This is a genomic window from Lentzea sp. (assembly GCF_036380075.1).
In the GTDB taxonomy this organism is placed as follows: domain Bacteria; phylum Actinomycetota; class Actinomycetes; order Mycobacteriales; family Pseudonocardiaceae; genus Lentzea.
In genome coordinates, this window is record NZ_DASVFL010000327.1 from 37,102 (window position 1) to 62,090 (window position 24,989).

The 24,989-nt window shown below is 69.6% G+C and carries 23 protein-coding genes; 15 read left to right on the forward strand and 8 right to left on the reverse strand.

What is annotated here, in order from left to right:
• The first annotated feature begins 42 nt into the window (after positions 1–42).
• Both VF330_RS34830 and VF330_RS34835 read left to right on the forward strand, forming a co-directional pair.
• Complete coding sequence (locus VF330_RS34830) at positions 43–789, forward strand: TetR/AcrR family transcriptional regulator (RefSeq protein ID WP_330855984.1); 747 nt, start codon at positions 43–45, stop codon at positions 787–789.
• 36 nt (positions 790–825) lie between these two features.
• The gene (locus VF330_RS34835) at positions 826–1,557 is read left to right on the forward strand and encodes a hypothetical protein (protein ID WP_330855985.1); all 732 of its coding nucleotides are present in this window, start codon (positions 826–828) and stop codon (positions 1,555–1,557) included.
• Between the two features lie 26 nt (positions 1,558–1,583).
• On the opposite strand, the gene leuS is transcribed toward VF330_RS34835, so the two are convergent.
• Positions 1,584–4,361: a leucine--tRNA ligase gene (leuS, locus tag VF330_RS34840; protein WP_330855986.1), complete on the reverse strand. Its 2,778-nt coding sequence runs from the start codon at positions 4,359–4,361 to the stop codon at positions 1,584–1,586.
• Between the two features lie 247 nt (positions 4,362–4,608).
• Here leuS and VF330_RS34845 point away from each other — a divergent pair, with 247 nt between their 5' ends.
• A complete protein-coding gene (locus VF330_RS34845; protein ID WP_330855987.1) occupies positions 4,609–5,013 on the forward strand; it encodes an SdpI family protein in 405 nt (134 codons plus the stop codon).
• 62 nt (positions 5,014–5,075) lie between these two features.
• On the opposite strand, the gene VF330_RS34850 is transcribed toward VF330_RS34845, so the two are convergent.
• Positions 5,076–5,648 carry a YqgE/AlgH family protein gene (locus VF330_RS34850; RefSeq protein ID WP_330855988.1) on the reverse strand — a complete coding sequence of 191 codons (573 nt, stop codon included), beginning with the start codon at positions 5,646–5,648 and terminating at the stop codon, positions 5,076–5,078.
• A gap of 237 nt (positions 5,649–5,885) precedes the next feature.
• On the opposite strand from VF330_RS34850, the gene VF330_RS34855 reads away from it, so the two are divergent.
• Entirely contained in the window at positions 5,886–7,226 is a 1,341-nt protein-coding gene (locus VF330_RS34855) for an MFS transporter (RefSeq protein WP_330855989.1), read from the forward strand.
• On the opposite strand, the gene VF330_RS34860 is transcribed toward VF330_RS34855, so the two are convergent.
• Complete coding sequence (locus VF330_RS34860) at positions 7,155–7,409, reverse strand: LuxR C-terminal-related transcriptional regulator (RefSeq protein ID WP_330855990.1); 255 nt, start codon at positions 7,407–7,409, stop codon at positions 7,155–7,157. The genes VF330_RS34855 and VF330_RS34860 overlap by 72 nt on opposite strands.
• Before the next feature lie 86 nt (positions 7,410–7,495).
• On the reverse strand, positions 7,496–8,905 hold the full coding sequence (locus VF330_RS34865; protein WP_330856003.1) for a CCA tRNA nucleotidyltransferase: 1,410 nt from the start codon (positions 8,903–8,905) through the stop codon (positions 7,496–7,498).
• 69 nt (positions 8,906–8,974) lie between these two features.
• Between VF330_RS34865 and VF330_RS34870 the strand changes: the two genes are divergently transcribed.
• The 9 genes from VF330_RS34870 to VF330_RS34910 all read left to right on the forward strand — a co-directional run bounded on the left by VF330_RS34870 (position 8,975) and on the right by VF330_RS34910 (position 19,184).
• Positions 8,975–9,490: an NUDIX hydrolase gene (locus VF330_RS34870; RefSeq protein ID WP_330855991.1), complete on the forward strand. Its 516-nt coding sequence runs from the start codon at positions 8,975–8,977 to the stop codon at positions 9,488–9,490.
• Positions 9,487–11,787 carry a DUF6049 family protein gene (locus tag VF330_RS34875; RefSeq protein WP_330855992.1) on the forward strand — a complete coding sequence of 767 codons (2,301 nt, stop codon included), beginning with the start codon at positions 9,487–9,489 and terminating at the stop codon, positions 11,785–11,787. The genes VF330_RS34870 and VF330_RS34875 overlap by 4 nt, the downstream gene beginning before the upstream one ends.
• Positions 11,784–13,424, forward strand: a complete 1,641-nt coding sequence (murJ, locus tag VF330_RS34880) for a murein biosynthesis integral membrane protein MurJ (RefSeq protein ID WP_330855993.1) — start codon at positions 11,784–11,786, stop codon at positions 13,422–13,424. The genes VF330_RS34875 and murJ overlap by 4 nt, the downstream gene beginning before the upstream one ends.
• Before the next feature lie 37 nt (positions 13,425–13,461).
• Positions 13,462–14,979, forward strand: a complete 1,518-nt coding sequence (locus VF330_RS34885; RefSeq protein WP_330855994.1) for a protein kinase family protein — start codon at positions 13,462–13,464, stop codon at positions 14,977–14,979.
• A 67-nt stretch (positions 14,980–15,046) separates the two neighbouring features.
• A complete protein-coding gene (sigM, locus tag VF330_RS34890) occupies positions 15,047–15,664 on the forward strand; it encodes an RNA polymerase sigma factor SigM (RefSeq protein ID WP_090071983.1) in 618 nt (205 codons plus the stop codon).
• On the forward strand, positions 15,661–16,404 hold the full coding sequence (locus VF330_RS34895; RefSeq protein WP_330855995.1) for a hypothetical protein: 744 nt from the start codon (positions 15,661–15,663) through the stop codon (positions 16,402–16,404). Before sigM ends, VF330_RS34895 begins: the two co-directional genes overlap by 4 nt.
• A gap of 83 nt (positions 16,405–16,487) precedes the next feature.
• Positions 16,488–17,462, forward strand: coding sequence for a thioredoxin-disulfide reductase (gene trxB, locus VF330_RS34900; protein WP_330856004.1), 975 nt, complete (start codon positions 16,488–16,490; stop codon positions 17,460–17,462).
• Between the two features lie 33 nt (positions 17,463–17,495).
• Positions 17,496–17,825 carry a thioredoxin gene (trxA, locus tag VF330_RS34905; RefSeq protein ID WP_093595124.1) on the forward strand — a complete coding sequence of 110 codons (330 nt, stop codon included), beginning with the start codon at positions 17,496–17,498 and terminating at the stop codon, positions 17,823–17,825.
• A 219-nt stretch (positions 17,826–18,044) separates the two neighbouring features.
• Positions 18,045–19,184, forward strand: a complete 1,140-nt coding sequence (locus VF330_RS34910) for an N-acetylmuramoyl-L-alanine amidase (protein WP_330855996.1) — start codon at positions 18,045–18,047, stop codon at positions 19,182–19,184.
• A gap of 56 nt (positions 19,185–19,240) precedes the next feature.
• Here the strand turns inward: VF330_RS34910 and VF330_RS34915 are convergent, their stop codons facing one another.
• A complete protein-coding gene (locus VF330_RS34915) occupies positions 19,241–19,873 on the reverse strand; it encodes a GNAT family N-acetyltransferase (RefSeq protein ID WP_330855997.1) in 633 nt (210 codons plus the stop codon).
• Positions 19,874–20,007: 134 nt separating this feature from the next.
• Here VF330_RS34915 and VF330_RS34920 point away from each other — a divergent pair, with 134 nt between their 5' ends.
• Positions 20,008–21,324, forward strand: a complete 1,317-nt coding sequence (locus VF330_RS34920; protein WP_330855998.1) for a PLP-dependent aminotransferase family protein — start codon at positions 20,008–20,010, stop codon at positions 21,322–21,324.
• 16 nt (positions 21,325–21,340) lie between these two features.
• Positions 21,341–22,285 carry a D-alanine--D-alanine ligase gene (locus tag VF330_RS34925; protein ID WP_330855999.1) on the forward strand — a complete coding sequence of 315 codons (945 nt, stop codon included), beginning with the start codon at positions 21,341–21,343 and terminating at the stop codon, positions 22,283–22,285.
• Positions 22,286–22,374: 89 nt separating this feature from the next.
• On the opposite strand, the gene VF330_RS34930 is transcribed toward VF330_RS34925, so the two are convergent.
• Genes VF330_RS34930 through rsmG form a run of 3 tightly spaced genes read right to left on the reverse strand, consistent with a single transcriptional unit; the run spans position 22,375 to position 24,955 of the window.
• Positions 22,375–23,337, reverse strand: a complete 963-nt coding sequence (locus VF330_RS34930) for a ParB/RepB/Spo0J family partition protein (protein WP_330856000.1) — start codon at positions 23,335–23,337, stop codon at positions 22,375–22,377.
• On the reverse strand, positions 23,334–24,260 hold the full coding sequence (locus tag VF330_RS34935; RefSeq protein WP_330856001.1) for a ParA family protein: 927 nt from the start codon (positions 24,258–24,260) through the stop codon (positions 23,334–23,336). The genes VF330_RS34930 and VF330_RS34935 overlap by 4 nt, the downstream gene beginning before the upstream one ends.
• A 44-nt stretch (positions 24,261–24,304) precedes the next feature.
• A complete protein-coding gene (rsmG, locus tag VF330_RS34940) occupies positions 24,305–24,955 on the reverse strand; it encodes a 16S rRNA (guanine(527)-N(7))-methyltransferase RsmG (RefSeq protein WP_330856005.1) in 651 nt (216 codons plus the stop codon).
• Positions 24,956–24,989 lie beyond the last annotated feature (34 nt).

Sequence of the window (24,989 nt, forward strand, 5' to 3'; positions counted from 1 at the left end):
TACGGGGCCGTGGACAGGGTCTACAACCCGATGGAGTGACATATGACCGAGGCCACTCGCCGAGAACGACTTCGTGCTGAAACCGAGCGTGAGATTCGGCAGGCGGCCCGCGCCCTTTTGGTTGAGAGCGGACGTGACGCGGTTACCCTCCGTGCCATCGCCCGCAAACTGGGGATCACCGCGCCGGCCCTGTACCGCTACTACGACTCGCACGACGCCCTGCTGCGGCAGCTCTGCGACGACATCTGCGACGACATGGCCACCGCGCTGCACGAGGACCTGGCCGCGGACCCGACGGCGAAGGTCGACTGCAAGGTCAGGACGGTGTGCCACGCGTTCCGCCGCTGGGCGCTGGCCCACCCGCAGGAGTTCGCGCTGGTCTTCGCCTCACCCCGCGACCCGCTCGGCGCCGACCAGTTCGGCTCGGTGTTCCTGCGCCTGGCCGGCCCGCTGATCGCGTCGAACCAGGCGGCGAACCACGTGGACGCGGAGGTGCCGTCGGTGCTGCACGAGGACCTGGTGCGGTTCCAGCAGGTGCTCGCCGGCGCGGTGTCGGCGACCGGGGTGGAGCTGGACGGGCACGTGCTCAACCTGGGCAAGATCTACCACGTCGTGCAGTCGTGGGTGCGGCTGTACGGGCATGTGGCGCTGGAGGTGTTCGGGCGGTTCCCGTTCGCGGTGACGAACCCGGAGCCGATGTTCGACTCGATGCTGGACCAGATGCTGATGGACATCGGGTTCTCGGAGGCGCCGGAGTCGGCTGGGGCGCCGGAGTCGGCGGGGCGTTGATGTAGCGCGGGGCGGACGTTCGGCGACATACGCCCCGTGGCCGACGCCAAGAACCCGGAAGCACCCGCTGACCTGCCCGCTGTCGTCGAGGAACCTGTCTCGTCGCCGGGCGGGCCAGGTCAGGCGATCCTCGATCTGCTGGACAAGGCCATCGGCCTGCAGACGCCGCTGGTGCGCAAGAACATCGCGAGGGCCCGGCAGCGCAATCCCGAGGCGACGCCCGCCGAGGTCATCGGCACGCTGGAGAAGATGTACGTCAGCGCCCTGGCGGGCACGGGGGCCGCGGTCGGTGGAGCCGCGGCCGCGCCCGGTGTCGGCACGGGGGTCGCCCTGGCGTTATCAGCGGGTGAGGCGCTGACGTCCTTCGAGCTCAGCGCCCTGTTCGTGCTCTCCGTCGCCGAGGTCCACGACATCCCGCTCGACGAGATCGAACGCCGCCGGACCCTCGTGCTGGGAATCCTGCTCGGCGAGTCGGGGTCCAAGACCATCGGCAAGGTGGCCGAGCGCACCGGCCAGCACTGGGCGCGTCAGATCATCAGTGCGGTGCCGACGACGACGCTCAAGCAGATCAACCGCGTCCTGGGCGTCAACTTCGTCACCAAGTACGGCACCAAGCAGGGGATCGTCGTGCTCGGCCGCGTGATCCCGTTCGGCATCGGCGCCCTGATCGGCGGCGGAGCCAACGCGACCATGGCCGTGCTCGCCGTCAAAGCCGCGCGGCACGCGTTCGGCGACGCCCCAAAGTCGTGGGGGCCGACGCAGCCGTAGCCGCGCCGGCCCCCACCACAAACCAACTACAGGACGATGTTCACCAGGCGGCCGGGGACCACGATCACCTTGCGCGGTTCGCCACCGGCGACCAGCTCCGCGATCTTCTCCTCGGCCAGCGCCGCGGCCTTGATCTCGTCCTGCGACGCGGACGCCGGCACGACGACGCGCGAGCGGACCTTGCCGTTGACCTGGATCGGGTACTCCACGGTGTCCTCGACCAGGTACTGCTCGTCGGCGGCCGGGAACGGGCCGTGTGCCAGCGAGCCGGTGTTGCCCAGCTTCGTCCACAGCTCCTCGGCCACGTGCGGGGCCTGCGGGGCCAGCATCAGGACCAGGGGCTCCGCCAGCGCTCGGGGAGTGCCGGCGGCGTAGTGCTTGGTGACGTAGTTGTTCAGCTCGATCAGCTTCGCGCCCGCCGTGTTGTAGCGCAGGTTGGCGTAGTCGTCGTGGACGCCGGCGATGGTCTTGTGCAGCAGGCGCAGCGCTTCCGCCGAAGGCTCCTCGTCCACTACCCGCAGCGAGCCGTCGGTCTCGTCTACCAGGTTGCGCCACAGGCGCTGCAGGAAGCGTTGTGCGCCTACGACGTCCTTGGTCGCCCACGGGCGTGACACGTCCATCGGGCCCATGGACATCTCGTAGAACCGGAAGGTGTCGGCGCCGTACCGCTCGCACATCTCGTCGGGCGTGACGACGTTCTTCAGGCTCTTGCCCATCTTCCCGTACTCACGGCGCACTTCCTCGCCGTTGTGGAAGAACTTGCCGTCCTCCTCGACGACCTCGTCGGCCGGGACGTAGACACCGCGCGGGTCGACGTACGCGTACGCCTGGATGTAGCCCTGGTTGAACAGGCGGCGGTATGGCTCGTCGCCGGACAGGTGGCCCAGGTCGAACAGGACCTTCTGCCAGAAGCGCGAGTACAGCAGGTGCAGGACGGCGTGCTCGACGCCGCCGATGTACAGGTCGACGCCGCCGGGGTCGGTCGGGCCGTGCTCGGCCGTGCGCGGGCCCAGCCAGTACTTCTCGTTCTCGGCGTTGACGAACCGCTCGGTCTCGACCGGGTCGACGTAGCGCAGCTGGTACCAGCACGAACCCGCCCAGTTCGGCATCGTGTTGGTGTCGCGGCGGTAGGTGCGGACACCATCGCCCAGGTCCAGCTCGACGGTCGTCCACTCCGTGGCGCGCGACAGCGGCGGCGACGGCTCGGTGTCCGCGTCGTCCGGGTCGAACGTGCGGGGGGAGTAGTCGTCGACGTCGGGCAGCTCGATCGGCAGCATCGACTCGGGCAGCGCGATGGCGGTGCCGGCCTCGTCGTAGACGACCGGGAACGGCTCGCCCCAGTACCGCTGGCGGCTGAACAGCCAGTCGCGCAGCTTGAACTGGACGGTGCCGTGGCCGTGGCCGTTCTCCTCCAGCCAGCCGATGATCGTCTTCTTGGCGTCGTCGATCGCCATGCCGTCCAAGAAGCCCGAGTTCACCGCCGGGCCGTCACCCGTGTACGCCTCGCCCTCGAAACCCTCCGAGGGCTGGACCGTGCGGATGATCGGCAGGTCGAACTTCTTCGCGAAGTCCCAGTCGCGCTGGTCCTGGCCGGGCACGGCCATGATCGCGCCGGTGCCGTAGCCCATCAGCACGTAGTCGGCGATGTAGACCGGGATCTGCTGGCCGTTCACCGGGTTCGTGGCGTACGCCCCGATGAAGACGCCGGTCTTCTCCTTGTTCTCCTGACGGTCCAGCTCGGACTTCAGGGACGCTGCGCGCCGGTACGCGGCGACATCTGCCACGCGATCGGGCGTCGCAATCTGGTCCACCAGCTCGTGTTCCGGTGCCAGGACAACGTAGGTCGCGCCGAACAGCGTGTCCGGACGGGTCGTGAAGACCTCAATGTTCTCGCTTCCCACCGCAAATCGGACACGGGCGCCGTGCGAGCGCCCGATCCAGTTGCGCTGCATGGCCTTGACCTTGTCCGGCCAGTCCAGCCGGTCCAGGTCGTCGATCAGCCGGTCCGAGTACGCGGTGATGCGCATCATCCACTGGCGCAGGTTTTTCCTGAACACCGGGAAGTTGCCACGCTCACTGCGACCGTCCGCGGTGACCTCTTCGTTCGCCAGCACAGTACCCAGTCCGGGACACCAGTTGACGGGCGCCTCCGACATGTAGGCCAGGCGGAAATCGCCCAAGATCCTTTGCTGGTCGGCAAAAGACAGCTCAGACCACGTGCCGCCACCCGGAACGTCCCGCTCGCCGGACTCGAACTGCGAGATCAACTCGGCGATCGGGCGCGCGCGCTTCAGATCCGCGTCGTACCAAGAGTTGAAGATCTGCAGGAAGATCCACTGAGTCCACTTGTAGTACTCGGGGTCGATCGTCGAGATGCGGCGGCGCTCGTCGTGACCCAGACCCAGCCTGCGGATCTGGCGCAGGTAGGTGTTGATGTTGTCCTCGGTGGTCTTGCGCGGGTGCTGGCCGGTCTGCACCGCGTACTGCTCCGCGGGCAGGCCGAACGCGTCGAAACCCATGGTGTGCAGCACGTTGCGGCCGTTCATGCGGTGGTACCGCGCGAAGACGTCCGTGCCGATGAAGCCCAGCGGGTGGCCGACGTGCAGGCCGGCACCGCTCGGGTACGGGAACATGTCCTGCACGAACAGCTTGTCCGCGGGCACGTCACCCTTGAGCGCTCCAACGGGGTTGGGCGCGTAGTAGGTGCCGTGGTCCTCCCAGTACTGCTGCCACCGCTTCTCGATCTGGTTCGCCAGTTCGGCGGTGTAGCGGAAGGCGGGAATCTCCGCCGCGTCCGTGCTCATCTCAGGCGTCCCTCTCACATCGATCCTGCCCCTGATACGACGAAACCCCCCAGCCCAGATGGGCATGGAGGGTGGCCGCGCCGACCGTCTTGCGATCAGGTCGTCGCGGCTAGCTAAGGAGCAGGCGGGCCGTGCTCATGCCCTCAACGGTATCAGCGCAGCGCAAGCTCGATGAACGCGGTGGCCTGGGGCACACCAGACGAGGGTTCGTTCCCGGCGGGCGGCGGGGGAGTCTTACCCTCATGGGGTGAACATCGTGCTGTCGGTCGTCCTGGGTGTGCTCGGCGTCGCTCTCGGCGCGGTCGGTCTGCTGGGTCTGCAGGGCAAGCTGCGGCGCAACCGCTACGTCGGTGTGCGCACGGCGGCGGCTGTCCGCGACGAGGAGACGTTCGCGCTGGCCAACCGGGTCGCGGGCGTGCCGAACGTCGCGGCCGGTGTCGTGGCGATCGTGTCGGGCGCCATGGCGTTCGTCATGGAGGACCTGGCCGTCACCGCCGGGATCATCGGACTGGTCGGCGCGCTGGCCATCGCGTTCGCCGGCGGGATCGTCGGCAGCCGGGCGGCGGCGCTCGTGCCGGAGCCGGTCAAGCCCAAGGGCTGCGGTGGCTGCGCCTGCGGTGGCGGCGGCTGCTCGCCCCTCGCGGGGCTCTGACCCCGAAGCTCTCCTGACAAGGCCGGATCATCAGTTGATCCGGCCTTGTTGTTTCACGTGAATCAGTTGTCGCGGACGTCCTTCGGGTAGGTCGCCAGCAGCGCGAGCGGCATGCCCTGCCGGCGCAGCACCCTGCCCCACAGATCGGTCTTCGCGGCCGCCAGCACGTCGTCGGCCAAGCCCGTGACGACCATCCAGTCGCCGCGTTCGATCTCACCCGCGAGCTGACCCTCGCCCCAGCCCGAGTAGCCCGCGAACACGCGCAGGCCCCTGACCAGCGGCAACAGGTCGTCCGGCTCGGCGTCCAGGTCGATCAACGCCACCGGGCCCTGCACACCGACCAGGCCCTCCACCTTCGCCGGGTCGGTGCCCGGCTTCAGGGCCGCCAGGCACAACGCCGTCTTCTGCTCGACCGGACCGCCGACGTAGATGCACTGCGGCTTGCTGACGTGCTCGCCCCACGGCGGCAGCACGTCCACCACGGCCACTTCGGACGGACGGTTCAGCACGACACCGAGGGTCCCCTCGGGCCGTTGGTCGATGATGTAGACGACGGTGCGTGTGAAGTTCGGGTCGTTCAGGCTCGGAGCGGCAACCAAGAGGGAGCCTGGCTCGACTTCGGCATCGGGACGCACGTCACCATGAAATCACCCGTGATCGTCGGAACAACTCAGGGCCGCGCCCCGTTAGACTCAACTGTCGGATGTCTTTGTGTCCCCCGGGCTCAACAGACAACTGCCTTCGCGGAATACCGTCCGGCTGGAGCCGCGTAGTGCATCGCGCCGTGAGGCGACCTGGCATCCGATCCACCTGAGCCGGACCGCGAGGTCCGGCTTTCGTGGTTTTCACGGCGGCGCGCATACAGTGCAGCGGTGACGACGCTCGCGGTGGAGAAGAACCACTGGGGATCACGCCGGTTCCTGGGCATCCCCGAGTACCGCAGGCTCCTCGCCACCCGCCTCGCCTCGCAGTGGGGCGATGGGCTCTTCCAGGCCGGTCTCGCCGGCGCCGTCCTCTTCAACCCCGAACGGCAGGCCGACCCGGCGGCGATCGCGGCCGGCTTCGCGGTGCTGCTGCTGCCGTACTCGCTGATCGGACCGTTCGCGGGCGCCCTGCTCGACCGGTGGGACCGCAAGAAGGTCATCGTCGTCGCGAACGTCCTGCGCGCCGTGTTCGTGCTGTTCACCGCACTGGCCGTGGGGGCGGGTCTGAGCGGGGTGCCGCTCTACGTCTCCGCGCTCGTCGTCATGGGCATCGGCCGGTTCGTCGGCTCCGGGCTGAGCGCCTCGCTGCCGCACCTCGTCCCCGAGGACCACCTGGTCGAGGCGAACGCGCTGGCCACGACGGCCGGGGCGATCATGGCCGTGGTCGGTGCCGCCTGCGCGATCGGGTTCCGCACGGTCCTCGGCGCCGGCGACGGCGGGTCCGGGTGGACGACCGGCATCGCCGCGGCCGGGCTGCTGCTCGGCGCGTTCATCGCCAGCCGGTTCAAGGCGGGCGCGCTCGGGCCGGACGAGGTCCGCGAGCCGCACAACGCCGTCAAGGCCGTCGCACGCGGTCTGCTGGACGGCGGCAGGGCCACGCTGCGGACGCCGAGCGTCACGGCGGGCCTCGCGGCACTGCTCGCGCACCGGGCGGGGTTCGGCGTCAGCCTGATCATCACGCTGCTGCTGATGCGCTACAGCCTGGAGGACGTCGGCATCCTCAAGGCGGGCATCGGCGGCCTCGGCGAGATCGCGGTGGCGGGCGGTGCGGGCATCCTGCTGGCCGGCCTGCTCACCGACCGGCTGGTCAGCCGGTTCGGCGTGAAGCGCACGATCTGCGGCGCGTTGTTGCTGACGGCGGCCGCGCAGGCGGGTCTCGGGCTGCCGATGACGCTGCCGACCATCCTCGCGGCCGGGTTCTTCGTCATCTTCGCCGGTCAGATCGTCAAGCTGTGCGTGGACACCGCGGTGCAGCACGACGTCGGCGACGAGGTGCGCGGGCGCGTGTTCGCGCTCTACGACACCCTCTTCAACGTCACGCAGGTCACCGCGGTGACCATCACCGCGACGGTGGTCCCCCTGGACGGGCGCTCGCCCGGCCTCCTGCTCACCGCCGCCGGCCTCTACCTGGTCGGCCTCGCCGCCTACCTGGTCCTGTCAGCGCGGAAACGGCAGGTGCAGCATCCCGGCCTCGTGCGCGAAGACGACGGCGGCCACCCGATCCGGTAGGTCGAGCCGCCGCAGGATGTCGGCGACCTCGTCGGTCACCTGCTGCAGGCCCAAGCCGAGCACGCGGGCGATCTCGTGGTCCTCGTGACCACGGGCCAGGCATCGCAGCACGACCCGCTGCTCGTCGGTCAGCACGTCCAGGCCGTGCACTTCAGGACTCGCGGACAGTCCCCAGGAGAACATCTGCACCACCCCCCATGAGCAACACCCATGGTGCATCGCCGCGCTGACGCTTCGCTAACGCGGCGATGTCATGCCATCACGTCGCGTCACGAGACGGGCGGCGTGATCCCCTGGTCGCGCGCCCAACCGACCAGGGCGGCCTCGGCCTCGTCGCGGTCCAGGGGACCCCGGTCGAGCCGGAGCTCCTTGAGGAACTTCCACGCGGCACCGACCTGCGGGCCCGGCGGCAGGCCGAGGAGCTTCATGATCTCGTTGCCGTCGAGGTCGGGACGGACGCGCGCCAGGTCCTCCTCGGCCGCGATGCGCGCGATGCGCTCCTCCAGGGAGTCGTAGGTCCGCCGCAGCAGGCTCGCCTTGCGCTTGTTGCGCGTCGTGCAGTCCGCGCGGACGAGCTTGTGCAACCGCGTCAGCAGGTCACCGGCGTCCGTCACGTACCGGCGCACGGCCGAGTCGGTCCACTCGCCGTTGCCGTAGCCGTGGAAGCGCAGGTGGAGGTAGACGAGCTTGGCGACGTCCTCGGTGATCTCCTTCGAGTACCGCAACGCCCGCAAGCGCTTGCGGACCATCTTCGCGCCCACGACCTCGTGGTGGTGGAACGAGACGCCGCCGCCGGACTCGAACTTCCTGGTGGCCGGTTTGCCGATGTCGTGCAGCAGCGCGGCGATCCTCAGCACCAGATCGGGTGACTGATCGACATCTTCAAGATCGATTGCCTGCTCCAGCACAACCAGGGAGTGGTCGAAGACGTCCTTGTGCTGATGGTGTTCGTCGATTTCCAGCTTCATGGCCGTGAGCTCGGGCAGCACGATGTCGGCCAGCCCGGTCTCGACCATGAGCTCGATGCCGCGGCGGGGGTGCGCCCCGCACAGGAGCTTCGAGAGCTCCACCTGCACGCGCTCCGGCGTGATGCGGGTGAGCTGTGCTGCCATCGACCGCATCGCCTCGACCACCCGCGGCGCCGCGGTGAAGCCCAACTGGGAGACGAACCGGGCCGCGCGCAGCATGCGCAGCGGGTCGTCGCCGAACGACTCCTGCGGGGTCGCCGGGGTGTCCAGCACGCCGTCGCGGGCGGCCTGGAGGCCTCCGGTCGGGTCCACGAACTCCTCGGCGGCGATGTCGAACGCCATCGCGTTGACGGTGAAGTCGCGCCGGAGGAGGTCACCGTCGATCGAGTCGCCGAAGGTGACCTCGGGGTTGCGGGTGACGCCGTCGTAGACGTCCGCGCGGAAGGTCGTGATCTCGATGATCTCGCCCTTCTTGGACGCGCCGACCGTCCCGAACGCGATGCCGGTGTCCCACTGCGCGTCGGCCCAGCCCTTCAGCAGCTGCTGGATCTCGGCCGGGCGCGCGTCGGTGGTGAAGTCGAAGTCGTTCGTCGGGCGCTCCAGCACGGCGTCGCGCACACTTCCGCCCACGAGGTAGAGGCGTTTGCCCCCGGCTGCGAACCGGGCGGCGAGCTCGGCGACGACTGGCGTGATGGCGGGCGTTTCCACCATCGCATTCTGCTGGAGCGGTCGAGACACGAGAAACCAGCGTACTCAAGGTTCGTAAGTACGATCGGCCCCATGTCCCCGTCAGCCGCACGTTCCGGAAGCCCCAAACCGGGGCGCAGGAAGAAGCGCAGGGGCAGGAAGCTCAAGACGGTCGACGAGACGTCGGCGGGCGGCCTGGTGCTCGACGGCGAGCAGCGGGCGGCGGTGATCGGGAGACTTGACCGCCGGGGCCGGTTGCTGTGGTCTTTGCCCAAGGGCCACATCGAGGCAGGCGAGACCGCGGAACAGACCGCGGTGCGCGAGGTCGCCGAGGAGACCGGTATTCATAGCAGGGTGCTGCGCCCGTTGGGGTCGATCGACTACTGGTTCGTCGCGGACGACCGCCGGGTGCACAAGACGGTTCACCACTTCCTCCTCGAAGCGCTGGGGGGAGAGCTTTCCGACGAAGACGTGGAGGTCACCGAGGTGGCGTGGGTGCCACTCGGCGAGCTGGACGAGCGACTCGCGCATGCCGACGAGCGCCGCCTGGTCCGCCGAGCTGCAGAACTGCTCTCCGACCGCTGCCGGAACGGGGCGGAGTCGGCGTGAGCCTGAGGAAGCTCCTCTGCACAGCCGCCGTCGCCGCGTTCCTGGTGACGGTCACACCGCCCGCGGGCGCCGTCGAGCAGTCGCAGCCGGACGAGATCGACGCACTGCCCTTCATGCCGGCTCCCGCCACCCAGGTGTGGGCGACCAGGTCGCTGTCCGCGCAGCCGGGCCAGCAGGCGCCGCAGTTCCTGCGGCTCGACATCGCCCGGCTCACCCCCCGGTTCGTGACGAGCGACTCGCCCGGCACCGTCACCATCACCGGCTCGATCGTCAACGTCGGCGACCGCAAGGTCTCCGACATCGTGCTGCGCCTGGAGCGCGGTGAGTCGCTCGACACCGAGGACGACCTGCGCAAGGCGCTGCGCGAACCGGCGGCGGCCGAGGCCGTGCAGCCCAAGTTCACGCCGATCGCCGGCTCGCTCGAGCCCGGTCAGCAGAAGGACTTCACGCTCGACGTGCCGTTGCGCGGCACCGACCCGACGTCGTTGCAGGTCGACCAGCCCGGCATCTACCCGATCCTCGCCAACGTCAACGGCAGGCCGGACTACGGCGGCCAGGCGCGGCTCGCGGCGCTGTCGACGCTGCTGCCCGTGCTCGGGGTGCCCGGCGGCGAGACCAAGGGCAAGCCGGGCGCGGTCGCGAAGCTGACCGTGCTGTGGCCGATCGCCGACAAGCCGCGCCTGGTCCGCCTCGGCGGCCCCGGCCAGTCGGAGCTGGTCGACGACGAGCTGACCACGTCGCTCTCGGTCAACGGCAGGCTGTACGGCCTGCTCCAGGCCTACGAGCAGGCGATCACGTCGATGAGCACCGGCATGTGCCTGGCCATCGACCCCGACCTGCTGCGCACCGTGCAGGCCATGAGCACCGGGTACTCGGTCCGCGGTGGTGCCGAGGGCAGGGGCGAGGTCGAGGCGAAGCTGTGGCTCGACCGGCTCAAGCTCGCCGTCGCCGGCCGGTGCGTCGTGGCGCTGCCGTACGCCGACGCCGACCTCGTGGCGTTGAACAGGGCGAAGCTCGGCACGATGCGCTCACTCGCGGTGACCGACGGCCCCAAGCTGATCAAGGACGTCCTGGGCGTGCAGCCGCTGCCGGACCTGGTCTGGCCAGAGGACGGCGTGCTGGACCAGTCGACGTTCGACGAGCTGGTCACCCCGCAGCCGGACAAGCGCTACACCGGCGTGAAGTCGGTCCTGCTCGACCCGTCCGGCGTCGCCGACGCCCCCGGCACCGCGCCGGTCGTCATCGGCGGCCAGCACCCGGTGACCGCGGTGAAGATCGACTCGATGGTCTCGGACGCGCTGCAGGGCAGCGACTCGCGCCCGCGCACGCTGTCCGGCGTGACCTCACCGGTCGAGAGCCAGCCGGTGTCCGTGCAGAACGCGCTGGCGGTGCTCGTATTCCGCGCCGGCTGGCAGGGCGACGGCCGCAACGTGCTGGTCACGCCGCCGCGCCGGTGGAACGCGCCGCTCTCGGAGATGACCGAGTTCCTGGCCGCCGCCCAGAAGCTGGTCGGCAGCGGCTACGCGGCCCAGACCGGGCTGGAGGAGCTGACCGAGTCGACCCCGTCGGTGACCAACGCCAAGGTCGCCTACCCGGCGGAGGCCGGCGCGCGGGAGATCTCGACGGTCATCTCCGACTCCGTCACGAACCAGAGCGTGCAGCTCAACGGCCTGGTCGCGGCGATGCAGCAGGAGGACAGCGAGCACGCGGCGCCCGCCGACCTGGCCGACCCGCTGTGGCTCGGCCTGCTGCGCGCGATGTCCGGCGCGTGGCGGTCGAACGAGCAGGGCGCCCGGTCCGCCGCGGACATCAGCCAGGGCGAGATCAACGGCCTGACCGGCATGGTCGGCGTGACGCAGCCGAACAGCCCGATCCTGCTGGGGTCCGGTGACAGCCCGATCCCGGTCACGATCACGAACAAGCTCGACGTGCGCGTGACCGTGCGGATCGCGCTGGCCGACACCCCCGGCATCCGCAAGCTCGACCTCGCCGACCAGGTGCTTCCCGCCCGCGGCGAACGGGTCGTGCGGGTGCCGGTCGAGGTGCTGCGGTCGGGGCGGTTCCCCGTCAACGTCCGGCTGACCACTCCCGAGGGCGTCGCTCTGGGTGACAGTGTCAAGCTGGAGGTGTCGTCGTCCGCCTACGGCACGATCACGGTGATCGTCACGGTGATCGCCGGGATCGCGCTCGTCCTGCTTTCCGGGCGGCGCATCTACAAGCGGGTCCGCGCCCGCAACGGCGAGAACGGCGGCGCACCGTCCATCGAGAACGTCACACCGGAGAAGTCGAGCGCGTGAGCGAGACAGCCACGACCACCGAACCAGAGCAGCAGAAGCAGGGACCGTCGGTCGCCAAGGCGAGCGGCTCGATGGCGATCGCCACGATCGTCAGCAGGGCCACCGGTCTGCTGTCGAAGGTGCTGCTGATCGCCGCGCTGGGCGCCGCGCAGCTCAACACGTCGTACCAGGCGGCCACCACGCTGCCGACGATGATCAACGAGCTGCTCCTCGGCGGCGTGCTGACCAGCGTGGCGATTCCGCTGCTGGTCCGCGCGGAGAAGGAGGACGGCGACGGCGGTGAGTCGTACGCCCAGTGGCTGATCAGCATGGGCACGCTGGTCCTGGGCATCGGCACGATCGTCGCGGTGGCCTGCGCGCCGCTGCTGACCGACCTCTTCATCGCCGACTCGCCCGAGGCGAACCCGGCGCTGGTCACCGCCTTCGCCTACCTCGTGCTGCCGGGCATCGTCTTCTACGGCCTGACGGCGCTGCTCAGCGCGGTGCTCAACGCCCGGCACGTGTTCGGCCTGCCCACCTGGGCGCCGGTGCTGAACAACGTGGTCGTGATCCTCGTACTGGGCGTCTACTGGATGATGCCCGGCGAGATCTCGCTCGACCCGGTGCACCTGACCGACGCGAAGCTGCTGGTCCTCGGCATCGGCACCGCGCTCGGCGTCGCCGTCCAGGCGCTCGTGCTGTTCCCCGCGCTGCGCAGGACCGGTTTCCGGTTCAAGTGGCGGTTCGGCTGGGACTCGCGGCTGTCGGAGTTCGGCGGCCTGGCGTTCTGGGTCCTGCTCTACGTGGGCCTCGGCCTCGCCAGCATGACCGTGCTGACGAACGTGGCCACGCACTCCGAGACCGCGCTGGTGGCGTTCAACTACCAGTGGCTGATCGCCCAGGTGCCCTACGGCGTGCTCGGCGTCTCGCTGCTCACCGCGCTGATGCCGAAGATGAGCCGGTCGGCCGCGAACGGCGACAACGACCAGATCGTCCGCGACCTGCTGTTCGGCAACCGGATGTCCGCGGTGCTGCTGATGCCGTTCAGCGTGCTGATGACGGTGTCCGGTGTCGCGATCGGCCTGGCGGCGTTCGGGTTCGGCCGCTCGGGCATCGAGGGCGGCACGGGCATCGGCACCGCGCTCGCGCTCTCGGCGTTCGGCCTCGTGCCGTACGCGATCACGCTGCTCCAGCTGCGGGTCTTCTACGCCATGAAGGACGCCCGCACGCCGACGTACATCCAGGGCCTCATGGTGGCGGTCCGGATCGGCCTGCTGTTCTTCTTCCTCAACGTGTCCGATCCCGACCAGCTCGCCGTCGGGGTGTCGCTCGCGATGTCGCTGAGCTTCGTCTTCGGCGCGGTCGTCGGCCAGGTGTGGCTGCGGGTCCGCCTCGGCCGGCTGCGCACCGGGTTCACGATCTGGACCATCTGCCTCACGGTGGTGGCGTCGGCGATCGCGTTCGGGGTGGCCAAGGGCGTGAACTGGCTGCTCCTGGACGCGATCGGGTTCGGCGACCCGCGCGTCGCCGGGTGGTTCGAGACGATCCTGGTGACCCTGATCGGCCTGCCGCTCGCGTTCGGTCTGCTGGCGGCGTTCCGGGTGCCGGAGATGAAGCCGGCCATCGACAAGATCAACCGTTTGGTGCGGCGACGATGACTCCAGGCCGTGACCGTCTTACCGTAGCCTGGTCTCCGTGAGTAGCGGAGTCCACGCCGCCCTGGTTCCCGGCGGTGTCATCGGCAATGGCCGCTACCGGCTGCTCGCGAGCTCGGGAGCGGACGCGAGGTCGAACGCCGAGCTGTGGCGCGCGCGCGACGGTCAGCTCAACCGGGACGTGGCGCTGACCATCCTGCTCGGAGACCTGGCGGACAACGAGGCCGCTGCCCGCGCCCGCCGGACGGTCGAACGCGCGATGCACGCGTCGTCGTTCACGCACCCCGGCGTGTCCAGGGTGATCGACGTGCTGACGCCCGGCACCGGCATCCGCCCGGACGAGGGCATCCTCGGCATGGTCGTCGCCGAGTGGACCCAGGGCACCGACCTCATGGACCTCATCGCGGAGGGCCCGCTGCCGGCGGGCGCCGCGACCCGCCTGCTCGAACCGCTGGGCGCCGCCATCGAGGGCGCGCACCACGCCGGTCTCGTGCTGGGCGCCGACCACCCGCAGCGCATCCGCGTCACCTCGGACGGCCGGCTGCGCCTCGCGTTCCCCGGCCCCCGGCCGGACGCGATCGCGCGCGACGACGTCAAGGGCCTCGGCGCGATCCTGTACCTGCTGCTCACCGGCCGGTGGGCGCTGCCGGGCGGCCCCCAGGGCGTGCCGGCGGCCCCGACCGGGCCGGACGGCACCGTGGTCGCGCCGAACGCGTTGCACCCGTACCTGCCGCACGACCTGTCGTCGGTCGCGGTGCGGTCGCTGGAGGACACGTCGGTGGGCGGCATCCGCACGTCCGCGGCGATCCTCCAGGTCCTGGACCAGATCGCCGCCGAGGAAGCCCAGACCGCGCTGATCCCCGCCGTCTCGTCCCGCGACGATGACGACGACCAGGTCGTGTGGACGACGCAGCGCCCGCGGCAGGACAAGCAGCAGAAGAAGAAGCTGTGGATCAGCGTCGGCGTGCTCGCCCTGGCCACGGTGGCCGTGATCGTGTGGCTGAGCGTGCAGATCGTCGGCTTCTTCAGCGACGAGCCGACCAAGGGCGGCGGCCCGACCGTGGTGATCAACCAGCCGGGGTCGAACGGCCAGACCGCGCCGCCCGCCGTCGCCGCCGGACCGGTGCAGCCGGGCCAGATCGGCGTCTACGACGTGACGAACCAGCCCGACAACGCCAACCAGGCGAGCAGGGCGGTCGACACCAACGCGACCACGTTCTGGCGCACGGACAACTACTTCCAGCAGTTCCCGGCCCTGAAGCCGGGGATAGGGCTGATGGCGTCGTTCGCGGAGCCGGTGAAGCTCGCGTCGGTCACGATCACCTCGCCCAGCAAGGGCACGCACGTCGAGATCAGGGTGGCGTCGGCGCAGAACTCGCCGATCGAGGAGACCAAGGTCATCGGCGTGGCGGACCTGTCGGACGGGCAGACGCAGATCCAGCTCAACGAGCACGAGCCGACCAGCCACGTGCTGATCTGGATCACGCAGCTGTCGAGCGCCGGTGGCGGCAAGAACCAGTCGGAGATCCGGGAGATCCTCTACACCCGAGCCCAGTAGAACTACGTGCACACTGTGAGTAGGCCTGTTCGGGTCTCCTGTGATCACCCTCGCTAAAGTGCCAACCGTGACCGCCGCAGCCAGCTCGGACGCCGATCTCATCTCGGCCCACGCCGCAGGTGACCCCTACGCGTTCTCGGAGCTGGTGAAACGGCACCGCGACCGGATGTGGGCGGTGGCGTTGCGCACGCTGCGCGACCCGGAGGAGGCGGCGGACGCGCTCCAGGAGGCGTTCATCTCGGCCTTCCGGGCGGCGTCGTCGTTCCGCGCTGAGTCACAGGTGACCACCTGGCTTCACCGGATCGTGGTGAACGCGTGCCTCGACCGGATGAGACGCCGACAAACAAGACCGACAGTGCCGCTGCCCGAGGCCGGACCCGGCGAGCCCGTCGCGCCCCGTGACGCGATGAGCGACCGCGAGACCAGCCTGATGGTGCAGCAGGCGTTGATGGAGCTGCCGGAAGAGCAGCGGGCGCCCATCGTGCTGGTCGACGTCGAGGGCTACTCCGTCGCGGAGACGGCGAAGATGCTCGGCATCGCGGAGGGCACGGTCAAGAGCCGGTGTGCGCGAGGTCGCGCCAAGCTCGCCAAAGTTCTCGGGCACCTCAGGAACCGAATCGCAGATGCGAACGTCCCAGCTGACGGTGTGAATGTGCAAGAGCAACGTCAGTGGGAGGGTCGATGACCGGCATGGAGCGCGTGCCGATGGGTCCGCCGTGGTCTGTCGACCTCATCGCGGACCTGCACGCGGGCGTGCTGCCCCCTGAGGTCGCCGCACAGCTGCGCCCGAGGGTGGAGGCGGACGCGGAGGCCCAGGAGATCCTGCGGGCGCTGGACGCGACGCTGGCGGACCTGGAGTCGCTGCCGCCGATCCCCATGCCCGACCACGTGGCCGCCAGGATCGACGCCGCGCTCGCGGCCGAGGCCAGGCCGGTCGCCCCCGTCGTGTCGCTCGACGACGCCCGCCGGCGCCGCAACCGCAGGCTCGGCCTCGGTGGCGGCGTGCTGGTCGCGGCCGCCGCGGCGTTCGGCATCGTGTTCGCGGTCCTGCCGGGCGGGAACCAGGCGAACACGCCGCCCGCCGCGCAGCAGACGCCGACGCAGAACTCGGACGTCGCGGCCCAGCCGCCGCTGGCGGTGAAGGAGTCCGAGCTGGGCGCCGCGGTCGGCGAGGTGCTCAAGGCCCAGAACTACGGCCCGCTCGAGACGCCCGACCGCCTGGCCGGCTGCCTGCAGGGCGGCGGCATCACGAGCTCCGGCAAGCCGCTCGGCATCAGCCCGATCAACCTGGAGGGCAAGGACGCGGTGATGGCGATCCTGCCCGCCGGTCTGGGCCAGTACCGGCTGGTCGTGCTGGACCCGAAGACGTGCGGACCGGACAAGCCCGAGGGCGTTCTGGAAGACGAGACCATCAAGCCGAGGTAGTCGCTCAAGTCACGGAATTAGCTGCACCTACGATCCGTTGAGCCAGTCAGACGACGAGATCGAGGAGTTGCAGGCCAGTGAGCGTGCGCAACGTGATCATCATTGGATCGGGACCGGCGGGCTACACCGCGGCGGTCTACGCGGCACGCGCGCAGCTGGAGCCCCTGGTCTTCGAGGGGTCGCAGTACGGCGGCGCCCTCATGACGACGACCGAGGTCGAGAACTACCCCGGCTTCCGCGAGGGCATCATGGGCCCGGAGCTCATGGAGCAGATGCGCGAGCAGGCCCAGCGCTTCGGTGCCGAGCTGCGCGCCGAGGACGTCGAGTCCGTCGAGCTGACCGGCGAGGTCAAGAAGGTCGTCGCGAACGGCGTCGAGTACGAGGCCAAGGCCGTCATCCTCGCGATGGGTGCCGCGGCCCGCTACCTGGACATCCCCGGTGAGCAGGAGCTGCTCGGCCGCGGTGTGTCGGCCTGTGCGACGTGCGACGGCTTCTTCTTCCGCGACCACGACATCGCGGTGGTCGGCGGCGGCGACACGGCGATGGAGGAGGCGACGTTCCTCACCCGCTTCGCCAAGTCCGTGACGGTCATCCACCGCCGCGAGGAGTTCCGCGCCTCGAAGGTCATGCTCGAGCGCGCCCGCGCCAACGAGAAGATCAAGTGGCAGCTGAACACGCAGGTCACCGACGTGCTGGGTGACGGCACCGTGTCGTCCATCAAGGTCAGGGACACGCAGACCGGCGCCGAGTCCGAGCTGCCCGTCACCGGCTTCTTCCTGGCGATCGGCCACGACCCGCGCTCGGCGCTGGTGAAGGGCCAGGTCGACCTGGACGAGGAGGGGTACGTCCTCACCAAGGGCAAGTCCTCCTACACCAACCTCGACGGCGTGTTCGCCGCCGGCGACCTGGTCGACCACGAATACCGTCAGGCGATCACCGCCGCCGGGTCCGGCTGCAGCGCCGCGATCGACGCGGAGCGGTGGCTCGCCGAGCACGGCGAGGAGCACGCCGAGATCGCCGCGGAGGCCGTCGGCGGCGGCTACGGCAAGAGCATCTGAAGTTCCTTCAGCGAGACGTTTTAGGAGATCAACATGGCAGGCGCCACCGTCACGGTGACCGACAAGTCGTTCGCGGACGACGTGCTGACCAGCGAGAAGCCCGTGCTGGTCGACTTCTGGGCGACCTGGTGCGGCCCGTGCAAGATGGTCGCGCCGGTGCTGGAGGAGATCGCGGCCGAGCACGGCGAGAAGATCACCGTCGCCAAGGTCGACATCGACGCCAACCCGTCGATCGCCCGCGACTACCAGATCATGTCCGTCCCGACGCTGATCCTGTTCCAGGGCGGCCGTCCGGTGAAGCAGATCGTCGGCGCGAAGCCCAAGGCAGCGCTGCTGAAGGACCTGCAGGACGTCCTCGCGTGACGCAGGTCGTCGCGTGAGCTGAAATTCCGGTGCAACGCGCAACGTGACCCGCCCGTCTATCGATAAGACGAGCGGGTCACGTTCGTTTTGCGGGTCGGTAACGGCCCGCCGGCACCACTGTGAGCAGCCCTGCATCGATCACTGAGCGCAGCAGGGCACAATGAGGACTTCCCAACTGACGCGCCGACCAGGTTCGGCGCCCTAGTCGAGCGAGGGTGCATGCAGCTGCTCCGCCGCGGGGACGTCGGAAGTGATGTTGCCGAGATCCGGTCGATCCTGACCAGGCTCGGACTGCTTCCGCCGGCCGACCCACAGGCGCCGCCGGTGTTCGACCAGCAGGTCGAGCACGCCGTGCGCGCGTTCCAGCAGCAGCGGGGGCTGATCATCGATGGCATCGTCGGCCCGGCCACCTACCGTTCGCTGCGTGACGCGACGTTCCGGTTGGGGGACCGGCCGCTCGCGTTCCTGATGTCGCAGCCGACCACCGGCGACGACGTGCTGACGTTGCAGGAACGCCTGCTGGAGCTCGGCTACGACGTCGGTCGCGCCAACGGTGTGTTCGGCCAGCAGACCGAGGGCGCGCTGAGGAACTTCCAGCGCGACTACGGCCTGATCGTCGACGGCATGTGCGGGCCGGACACGGTGCGCGCGTTGCGCCAGCTCCAGCCGAAGGTCCGCGGCGGCCGTCCGCAGCTGCTGCGCGAGCAGGAGCGGCTGCGCGGTGCCGGGTCGAGGCTGTCCGGCAAGCGCATCGTCATCGACCCCGGGCACGGCGGCCAGGACCGCGGTGTCGTGGTCGGCGGCCTGTCCGAGGCCGACCTGATGCTGGACCTCGCGCGCAGGCTCGAGGGCAAGATGGCCGCCACCGGCATGGAGGCGCTGCTCACCCGCGGTCCGGACAACTGCCCGGACGAGGCGGAGCGCGCCCGGTTCGCGAACGAGGCGGGCGCCGACCTGATCCTGTCGCTGCACAGCGACGGCAACTCGTCGCCGAACGCGCAGGGCGTGGCCACGTTCCACTTCGGCACGGGCAACGGCACGTCGTCCACGGTCGGTGAGGCGCTGGCCGGGTTCATCCAGCGCGAGGTCACCGCCCGCACGACGATGTCGAACTGCGGCTCGCACCCCAAGTCGTGGGACCTGCTGCGGCTCACCCGCTGCACGGCCGTCCGCGTCGAGGTGGGCTACCTGACGAACGCCGAGGACCGCGCTCGCCTGGCCACGCCCGGTTTCCGCGACATCGTGGCCGAGGGCATCCTCGTGGCCGTGAAGCGCCTGTACCTGCTGGGCAAGGACGACCAGCCGACGGGCACGTTCACGTTCAACGACCTGCTGCGCTACGAGATGTCGAAGAGCTGACGCTCTGACGAGAACGGCCCCCTCGCTCGCGGCGAGGGGGCCGTTTTCGTCTGGTCTCAGACCGGTCGGAAGCTGGGTTCCGCCGTGGAGACGGTGACGCTGTTGAGGAGGCGTTCCAGCGCTGCCTCGACGTCTTCCTTCCAGGTGATGGAGCTGCGGAGCTCCATGCGCAACCGGGGCCAGCGGGGGTGCGGCCGCACGGTCTTGAAGCCGACGCTCGTGAGGAAGTCGGCCGGCGTGACGCAACTGGCCTCCTCGTCGTCCGGGCGCATGTCGCCGAACGCCTCGATGGCCTTCACGCCACGACGGGTCAGGTCCTTCGCCACGGCCTGCACGAGCACGCGCGCGAGTCCTCCCCCTCGGAACTCCGGGAGGACGTCCAGCGACGTCATCAGGACCGCGTCCGGGCTCACCGGGGAGGTGGGGAAGGCGGCGCTGCGCGGCACGGCGGCCGGCGGTGCGTAGAACACCGAACCGGCGGGGATGCCGTCGCAGTAGATCAACCGGCCGCACGAACCCCATTCGAGCAGGACGCTGGAGACCCAGGCCTCCTTCTCGAACTCCGTGTCCCCGTACTCCTCGGCCTGCTCGCGCAGGTGAGGAGCCAGTTCCCAGAAGACGCACGTCCTGCTGTGCTTGGAGAGATGCTCCAGGTTGTCCAGCGTGACGCCCACGACGCGACGGGACACCCCGACCTCCACCCGTTAACACACACAGCGAACTCGTACGAGGGTAGGCGAATGTGACGGAAGCCGGAAGGCGCGTGCCCTGAACGGGACGACGGTTACACTCGCTCGGGACATTTCCTATTCAGGAGTCCCACATGACTGTGCCCGGACAGCCCGCGAAGCAGGGCCCCAGAAGCCTCGACCCCCACCTCCGCCGCTACGCAGCGCGCACGGCAGGGATGACGGCATCGGAGATCCGGGCACTTTTCGCAGTCGCATCGCGTCCCGAGGTCGTCTCGCTGGCCGGCGGCATGCCGCACCTGGCCGCGCTGCCGCTCGAGTCGCTGTCCGCGGAGATCGGCCAGCTCGTCGCCACCGAGGGCCTGGTGGCGCTCCAGTACGGCTCGGCGCACGGCGTCCCGCTGCTGCGCGAGCAGATCTGCGACGTGATGGCGCTGGAGGGCATCAACGGCCACCCGGACGACGTGGTCGTGACCGTCGGCTCGCAGATGGGCCTCGACATGGTCACCCGGATCTTCTGCGACCCCGGTGACGTGGTCATCGCCGAAGGGCCGTCGTACGTGGGGGCCCTAGGGTCGTTCACCGCCTACCAGGCGAAGGTCGTGCACGTCGCGATGGATGCCGACGGACTGGTGCCGTCGTTGCTCCGCGAGGCGCTGGAGGCGTGCAAGCGCGCGGGGCAGCGGGTCAAGTTCCTCTACACGATCCCGAACTTCCACAACCCGGCCGGCGTGACGCTGGCGGTGTCCCGGCGGGCCGAGGTCCTGGAGATCTGCCGCTCGTACGGCGTGCTGGTCGTGGAGGACAACCCGTACGGACTGCTCGGGTTCGACGGCCAGACGTACCCGGCGCTGCGGTCCATGGACCCGGACAACGTCGTGTACCTCGGATCGTTCTCCAAGACGTTCGCCGCCGGTCTGCGGGTCGGCTGGGTGCTGGCGCCGCACGCGGTGCGCGAGAAGCTGGTCCTGGCCGCCGAGTCGGCCACGCTGTGCCCGCCGACGCTGAACCAGATGGTCGTGTCCCGGTACCTGTCGACGCAGGACTGGAAGGGGCAGATCAAGACCTACCGCGAGGCGTACCGGGAACGGCGGGACGCGGCGATCTCGGCCCTCGAACAGCACATGCCGCAAGGTTCCACGTGGAACATTCCCGACGGCGGTTTCTACGTCTGGGTGACGGTGCCGGAGGGCATCGACACGAAGGCGATGCTTCCCCGTGCCGTGACGGCCCGCGTGGCCTACGCGTCCGGCACCGGGTTCTACGCGGACGGGTTCGGGTCCCGGCAGTTGCGCATCTCGTACTGCTACCCGACCCCGGAGCGCATCCGCGAGGGCGTCCGCCGACTGGCGAACGTCATCGAGGAGGAGATGCAGCTGGCCGCGACCTTCGGGGCGACGCCGGGCCGTCAGCTGTCCGGTCCGCAGACCCCGTCGCCTGACACCGCCTGATCCTTGGAGTTGTGCTGTGGCTGACCGCATGGTCGCTGTGCTGTCCGGTGGGCTCTCCCACGAACGCGAGGTCTCGATCCGCTCGGGTCGTCGGCTGTCCGCCGCCCTGAGGTCGGTGGGCGTGACGGTGGAGGAGTGGGATGCGGACGCGTCGTTGCTGTCGCGCCTGCAGTCGAACCGGCCCGACGCCGTCGTCGTCGCCCTGCACGGCGGTGAGGGCGAGAACGGGTCGGTGCAGGCGATCCTCGAGATGTTCGGGGTGCCGTACGTGGGCACCGACTCGCGGGCGTGCCGCCGGGCGTGGGACAAGCCGACCGCGAAGGCCGAGCTGGCCCGTGCCGGGCTCGCGACGCCGGAGTGGGTCGTGCTGCCGCACGCGACGTTCCGGGAGCTGGGTGCGAAGCCCGTCCTCGACGCGATGGTGTCGACGCTCGGGCTGCCGTTGATGTTGAAGCCGGACCAGGGCGGCTCGGCGCTCGGCGCCCAGGTGGTCCGGGACGCCGCGGAGCTGCCGCCGGCGATGGTCGGGTGCCTGGCGTACGGGGACACCGTTCTCGCCGAGCAGTTCATCTCCGGCGTGGAGGTGGCGGTCGCGGTGGTCGACGGTCCCGACGGCCCGACGGCGCTGCCGGCCGTGGAGATCGTCCCGGAGACCGGGGTGTACGACTACACCGCTCGCTACACCGCGGGGCTGACCGACTTCCACGCGCCGGCCCGGCTGGACGCCGCTGCCGCCAAGGCGGTGGGGGAGCTCGCGGTCGCGGCGCACCGGCTGCTCGGGTTGCGGGACGTGTCGCGGACCGACGCGGTGGTGGCCGAGGACGGGACCGTCTACTTCCTCGAAGTGAACGTGTCGCCGGGTCTGACGGAGACGTCGCTCCTGCCGATGGCCGTCGAGGCGGCGGGGCAGTCGTTGGGCGAGATCTACGCCGGTCTGATCGAGCGCGCCGTCGCTCGTTGATCTTCGGTTTACAGGTGACGCCCCGTATCCAATCGGATGCGGGGCGTTATCGTCACCGTGACATAAGGCCCGTGGGTGATCCTATGGGCCTACTCCGAAGTCCGAATTGCCGTATTCGGGCTGATCATGCCGACGATGCGTTCAAGATCGTCAACTGACCCGAACTCGACGACGATCCGGCCCTTCCGCTGGCCGAGTTCGACCTTCACGCGGGTGTCGAAGTTGTCGGAGAGGCGTTCGGCGAGCTCCTGCAGACCGGGTGCGTGCATCTGCTTGCGGGGAGCGGGCTTGTCCTTCTTCGGCTTCTCGTTCTTGGCGATCGTCACCGCCTCTTCGGTCGCGCGGACCGACATGCCCTCCGCGACGATCCGCGCCGCGAGGTCTTCCTGCGTTCCGGCGTCGTCCAGACCGAGGAGCGCCCGCGCGTGGCCGGCGCTCAGGACGCCCGCCGCGACCCGTCGCTGGACGGGAAGGGGGAGCTTCAGCAGCCGGATGGTGTTCGTGACGACGGGGCGGCTGCGGCCGATGCGGTCGGCGAGCTCCTCGTGCGTGACGCCGAACTCCTCCAGCAGCTGCTGGTAGGCCGCCGCCTCTTCGAGCGGGTTGAGCTGGACGCGGTGGATGTTCTCCAGCAGCGCGTCCCGCAGCATCACGTCGTCGGCGGTCTGCCGCACGATGGCCGGGATGGTCTTGAGCCCGGCCTGCTGCGTCGCCCGCCACCGGCGCTCGCCCATGACGAGCTCGTAGAGGTCGCCGCCGAGCTCGCGGACGACGATCGGCTGCATGAGCCCGAACTCCTTGATGGAGAACGAGAGCTCGGTGATCGCGTCCGGGTCGAACACCTGGCGCGGCTGCTTGGGGTTGGTCCTGATCGCGGTGACCGCGATCTCCCGGTAGACCGCACCCGCGACCTCACCGACGGGTGCGGTCTGGGTCTTCGTGCCGGCGCCGCCCATCACGGGCCGGACGACGGCCGGCGCACCTGCCGGTGGACCCTGCGGAATGAGCGCGGCCAAGCCGCGCCCGAGTCCACCCTTGCGCTGTTCGGTCATGCGCTTCCCCTGTTCGCCCCGCGGTGTGCGATCTCCTTGGCGGCGTCGAGGTAGCTCATCGACCCGCGTGAACCCGGATCGTAAGTCAACACCGTCTGCCCGAACCCCGGCGCCTCGGAGACCTTCACGCTGCGGGGGATCACCGTCTTGAGCGCCACGTCGCCGAAGTGGCCGCGCACCTCGGTGGTCACCTGGTCGGCGAGCTTCGTGCGGCCGTCGTACATGGTGAGGAGGATCGTGGAGATGTTGAGCTCGGGATTGAGGTGGTGCTGCACCAGCTCGATGTTGCGCAGCAGCTGGCTCAGTCCCTCCAGCGCGTAGTACTCGCACTGGATGGGGATCAGCACCTCCTGCGCGGCGACCATCGCGTTGACGGTCAGCAGCCCGAGGCTCGGCGGGCAGTCGATGAAGACGTAGTCGGGCTGGAGCTGGTCGAGCGCCTCGGGGGAGAGCGCCTCCTTGAGCCGCGCCTCGCGGGACACCATCGAGACGAGCTCGATCTCGGCGCCGGCGAGGTCGATCGTCGCGGGCACGCAGTAGAGGTTCGGCGACGTCGGGCTGACCTGAGCCGCCTCGGCGATGGAGATCTCGCCGATGAGCACCTCGTAGACGGACGGCGTGCCGCTGCGGTGCTCCACGGAGAGCGCCGTGCTGGCGTTGCCCTGCGGGTCGAGGTCGATCACGAGCGTCTTGAGCCCGTGGATCGCGAGCGCCGCGGCGAGGTTCACCGTGCTCGTCGTCTTGCCGACGCCACCCTTCTGGTTGGCGACGGTGATCACCCGGCGGTGACTCGGGCGGGGGAGAAGCGACTCGTCGGGGTGCAGCACGCTTGCCGCACGAGCCGCCTCTTCTGCAATCGGGGTCCACACCACGGCGCTGTCATCTCCGTTGTTGGTCGGCTTGGCTTGGTGTTTGGGGGTCACGGTTTCACGTGGAACATCGGCGGATTGGAACTCCGGGTACACGCTCACCGATCCCTCCGGGTCGGGCGGCGCTCGACGATGAGCACCGTCGTGGGCACTTCGAGTACGTCCGCTCCCACGACGACGACCTGCGCGTTGCCGCCCCCGGCCTTCAGGACCGCATCGCCGTCGCGATCGAGCTCTTCCTGCGCGCGCTCGCCCTTGAGCGCCACCATCCGCCCGCCACCCTTGAGGAGCGGAAGGCACCACTTCGTCAGCTTCTCCAGCGGAGCCACCGCCCGCGCCGTGACCGAGTCGCAGTTGAGCAGCTGCTTGCGAACCGGTCCTTCCTCAGCACGCCCCCGCAGCACCGTCACGTTGTCGAGCGCGAGCCGTTCCTTGACTTCCTCGAGCCACGCGACGCGACGCGCCATCGGCTCCAGGAGCGTGATCCGCAGATCCGGCCGCGCGATGGCGAGCGGCACGCCCGGCAGTCCCGCGCCGGACCCGACGTCGACGACGCGCTCGTTGGGCTTTAACAACTCCTCGATGACCGCCGAGTTGAGCACGTGGCGATCCCAAATCTTGTCGACTTCGCGGGGACCGATGAGTCCACGCTCGACGCCGTGCTCCTCCAGGAGCCTGACGAACTCGGCGGCACGATCGACGTGCTCACCGAAGACGAGCTTCGCGTTGTCGGGCAACTCCCCGGCCATGTTCTCCGTCCGTGAGCGTTTCACGTGAAACCAC

Bases quoted from the DNA above. Each gene is read 5' to 3' on its own strand.
- VF330_RS34830 (WP_330855984.1), top strand. From the start codon at position 43: ATGACCGAGGCCACTCGCCGAGAACGACTTCGTGCTGAAACCGAGCGT.
- leuS (WP_330855986.1), bottom strand. From the start codon at position 4,361: ATGAGCACGGACGCGGCGGAGATTCCCGCCTTCCGCTACACCGCCGAA.
- VF330_RS34860 (WP_330855990.1), bottom strand. From the start codon at position 7,409: ATGTTCTCCTGGGGACTGTCCGCGAGTCCTGAAGTGCACGGCCTGGAC.
- VF330_RS34865 (WP_330856003.1), bottom strand. From the start codon at position 8,905: ATGGTGGAAACGCCCGCCATCACGCCAGTCGTCGCCGAGCTCGCCGCC.
- VF330_RS34870 (WP_330855991.1), top strand. From the start codon at position 8,975: ATGTCCCCGTCAGCCGCACGTTCCGGAAGCCCCAAACCGGGGCGCAGG.
- VF330_RS34895 (WP_330855995.1), top strand. From the start codon at position 15,661: ATGACCGGCATGGAGCGCGTGCCGATGGGTCCGCCGTGGTCTGTCGAC.
- trxA (WP_093595124.1), top strand. From the start codon at position 17,496: ATGGCAGGCGCCACCGTCACGGTGACCGACAAGTCGTTCGCGGACGAC.
- VF330_RS34910 (WP_330855996.1), top strand. From the start codon at position 18,045: ATGCAGCTGCTCCGCCGCGGGGACGTCGGAAGTGATGTTGCCGAGATC.
- VF330_RS34920 (WP_330855998.1), top strand. From the start codon at position 20,008: ATGACTGTGCCCGGACAGCCCGCGAAGCAGGGCCCCAGAAGCCTCGAC.
- VF330_RS34930 (WP_330856000.1), bottom strand. From the start codon at position 23,337: ATGACCGAACAGCGCAAGGGTGGACTCGGGCGCGGCTTGGCCGCGCTC.
- rsmG (WP_330856005.1), bottom strand. From the start codon at position 24,955: ATGGCCGGGGAGTTGCCCGACAACGCGAAGCTCGTCTTCGGTGAGCAC.